The sequence below is a fragment of the Paenisporosarcina sp. P4_E4_2 genome (assembly GCF_056401595.1).
In genome coordinates, this window is record NZ_JBFUJC010000417.1 from 1 (window position 1) to 2,423 (window position 2,423).

Annotated in this window: 1 protein-coding gene; it reads right to left on the bottom strand. The window is 49.9% G+C overall.

Features of this window, described 5'->3' with window-relative positions; genetic code table 11:
- The coding region (locus tag AC1DSB_RS18030; protein ID WP_477587284.1) for a DUF4430 domain-containing protein at nucleotides 1-2,423 on the bottom strand (2,423 nt) is incomplete at both ends.

The following is a 2,423-nucleotide window of genomic DNA, read 5'->3' on the forward strand; positions in this document are numbered from 1 at the left end:
ATCGAGGTGATGGCCAACGCCATCCGCTCATAATCGGTGACTTTCCTGAACTCTCCTTTTTCCGCCTTTACATAGCTCTCGAACGCAGCGTAGTAAGAAGCTGGAACTTTTTGAGCAGCCCTTGCCAAACCAAGTACATCCCAATCGATGAAGTGATCATATTTGGTGAAATCACGGTTTTTTCCGATCCATCCTGCTGCATCGGCAATTGATTTTTGAATCTCGATCTGGTTGTTTCCATCGCTATTGCCGCTTCCGGGACTGCTTCCCCCTCCGGTACCCGGGATTGTTCCTTGTCCAAGATCAAGCCCAAGGTCCTTCGTATATTGCCAGCGGAGGACATCCCCGTCTTTCAGCACATAGTTCCCTGCACTGTATTCCGGGAAATTCCCGTTGACCGAATACATCCAGCCACTTTGCGAACCATGGTCAAACTCTCCAAGACCTTCTATCGCCTGAACGTAAAGCCCTGCCCCGGATCCAATATAATCAATGGATACCCCTTTTTGATCGGCCACTCTTTTCAATAATGTGAACGCAGTATCCCCATTTTGCAGCGCCACTCCCATAGGCACGATGATATCTCCGAGACCAATCGTGCGCTTCTCGACGGACAGTGTGACCGTTTTGTCCGACGGGATGGCACCGCTGTCGGGATCTTCCTCAATGATGATTTTTTTTGCTTGGCGCAGGAGCCTTGGATAACTGCCGTCAATGTCTTTTGTGACCTTCAGCTCATACGTCCCGACCCTTGCTTTTTCACCTGGAATGCGTGCGACCCCGTTGCCATCCGTTTTGTATGTCTTTCCGTCGAATTGGATGGCCGCGTCTTTGATCTTCGCTATCTCGTTCTCTTTTTCCAGTTCCCAGGAGCTGTTGTATACATCGTATTCTGCCGTAACCGTCACTTCAATTTCATCGCCTTCAAGTAATTTCGGCGCAATTGAAATGGTTGGGCGGAGGGTCAATTCCTCCACTTCATCGGCTATATCGATATCTTGGTAAATGTCCCCGACGTTCCCGTAAAACCAGACGATTTCATCTCCGTCTTCAATCGGKTACTCTCCGACAGACACACCCGGATAGTCATCATTCACTATATACTGCCAGCCATCCCAGGCCCCGAACGTCGCTTGTTCCTCTGGCCCTATTTTGGCAATATAGGAACTCGATCCTTCAAACGGGATGCTTGCTTCGGCAAGCGCCTGCTCCGTCGCATCGAAAGCATCGGCGGCTTCCATGAATGTCTCCACTTGGACATCTTTATTCATGAGTAGCGTATCGTTGATTCCTTCCACTCTTACCGAGACATTCGTTTGCTTGTCCAGTTCTTGCTCCTTGTAGTCTTTCAGCCGCACGAAAGTCGACTTTCCTGCAACGGCATCAGAGATGGCAAGCAATCCTTGCTCGGTTGCCATCTGCCAGGAGCCCAAAGTGTTCTCCTGCCAAGTAAATCTGCCATCAGCCATTTGATAGCGGTCCACAAATCGTTCAATCAGGTTGACCGATCCGAGCTGCGTCGTTTCCATGGTCCACTTTTCCGAGAAGAGGTCCTCGCCTACCGCCGCCAAGCCATTGATGATAGGCGCGACGCTATTGGAGTTTTCCCCGAACATCTGCCCCATGACTTCGCCCGTGGCTTTGTTCCGGTTGTCATGTATCCCTTGGACCGCCTTGTCGACAGCGGCTTTCACATCCGGCCGGTCCAAATGTGGGGCTAGGGCGATCAGTATCCACCCTGTCACATCGGAATCGCCAAAGTATCCTGTCGTGGGATTTTGCTTACTCAATATATATTGGATATGTTTATCCTGGTCATACTCCGCTTCCATCAGATCAAGCGCGACCATTGCCCAAGGCTCTCCCCAAATGGTAAAGAAAGATCCGTTCTCTTTCTGCTTCGCAACTAAATCATGCACAATGTCCCGTGTCCCGAATTTATATGGGTTTTTGCCCAAAACGATGGAACCGATAACAATTCCTGCATCCTCGTTCGAGGAAGTAGTCACCTTTTCCTTACCGACGGTCCAATAGGACGCTGGATTCCATGGGGAAGCATTTTCTTTCCATGGAACGTCGTTTTCCAAGTCCGTCCCTACACCCCATAAAGCGGACATCAGCCAATAATTGCTGTGTGAAGTCCCTTTGGAATAGTCAGGGGGGTTCTGTATGTAGTAGTTTTTCGTTTTCTCGATTGCTTGTTCCACTTTTGCTCTTATCTCGGCGCTACGGTCGATTTGTGTCGACTGCGTTTGTGTATTAATTTGCCCTTCGGCAAGCTGGCCTCTCGTCTCCTGAGGCAGCGAAGCATTTCCGCTTTCCCCTATGGCTCCTGCCTGGATCGGTGAAATCAAGGACCCGAGCATAATCAATGCCAATAATGCAGGAAGAAGGCGTCGCAATTTCTGTTTGTAGGTAGTCAA